Genomic DNA, 1,263 nt, shown 5'->3' on the forward strand with positions numbered 1-1,263 from the left:
ACCTTTTTCCCCAGCAGCAGCGACAGAAAACGGTTCAACCTGACGGGTGTATATTCCGGACTCATGATTTCCTTGAAAAAAGAATCATAAAGGATCTTTACGCCCTTCATACCCGTACAGAAATCCAGGAACTCTTCCTGCCGTTCAGGCGTCCAGCTCCGGAACAGTGCCTGCAGCCCGCTGCTTTCACCAATTTCTTTCAACACCTCCTTTCTTTCCCTGATAAGCGGAAAATAATTCCTGAGCCTGTTTTCCATAAATATTCCTCCTGTATTAAGTTTTTTGCCATTTACGGATTAATGCTTCGAAAAGGAAGCGCCGAAATGAAAGAACGGCCAGACGGCCGAATACTACAGCAGCATAGATACTGCCGTGTGACGGAATAATAATAACATACTAATTCAATAATATCAACACAAAACTCTGTTGGTTGAAGGATGTTTCACGAAAAAATAAATTCATGCCAATTCATATAGATATCATACTTACCAACCTCATCCCCCGAATCTCCCTGCAAGTTTCTGTACAAAGCACGAGAACTTTGCCACACCCCTTCTTTCATCTATACCATTACTGATACCAGTTTTAATTCATTACACCTGGCCGTAAATACCCGTGGCTGAACTTACACCAGCCAGATTAATGCCACACCTGACATACAAACAATAAGCCCTCACTTTCGTGAGAGCTTATTGACTATGAGGGGGGAGATAGTTTAGTGAGTTGTTTTTCAACTATCTGACACTAATGATACCGGGAAAATGTGTTCATTCTGTGATGAAACTTTAAAAAAGTTCTTAATTCCCTGAAGGAATTATTAAGAAAACAGAAAGATTTCCTCCACCACTTCACCCTTTCCCGTTCCAGCCACCTCCCCCTTTATTTATAACATCATTTCTTCTCTCCTCCACCCTTACGCCCCTCATAACCTGCCCTACAGAAGGAGAGTCCTGCGTGTCCCTGTGTCTCCCTGGGGGGCTGTATGGGGGGATGGTCTGTCAGGGGGATACCTGCCTGCCGGGCCGGACTTCTCTTCCTCCGGGGCCGTCGCGGCCAGCCTCCCTTTTTCCCAGGCAGGGTGGGGGTGTTTTCTGCTCCATTGGAAAAAACGGAGATATTTCTTACTGCCCCGGAAGGCAGGAATCCTGCCGCCCTTAGCGACCTGTCTGACGAACGCAGCCGACGCAGTCGCTGCGTGAGGAGTTCCGGTCGCGTTGGCAGAATTCCTGACTTCCGGGACAGTTAGAAATACCCCGTTTTTGA

Annotated in this window: 1 pseudogene; it reads right to left on the bottom strand. The window is 46.8% G+C overall.

The features are described from left to right. Positions 1 to 257: pseudogene (locus tag HMPREF1548_RS20905) on the bottom strand (hypothetical protein); the annotation flags it as partial. Between the last annotated feature and the right edge of the window lie 1,006 nt (positions 258 to 1,263).

It is taken from the genome of Clostridium sp. KLE 1755 (assembly GCF_000466465.2).
Taxonomy (GTDB): Bacteria; Bacillota; Clostridia; order Lachnospirales; family Lachnospiraceae; genus Eisenbergiella; species Eisenbergiella porci.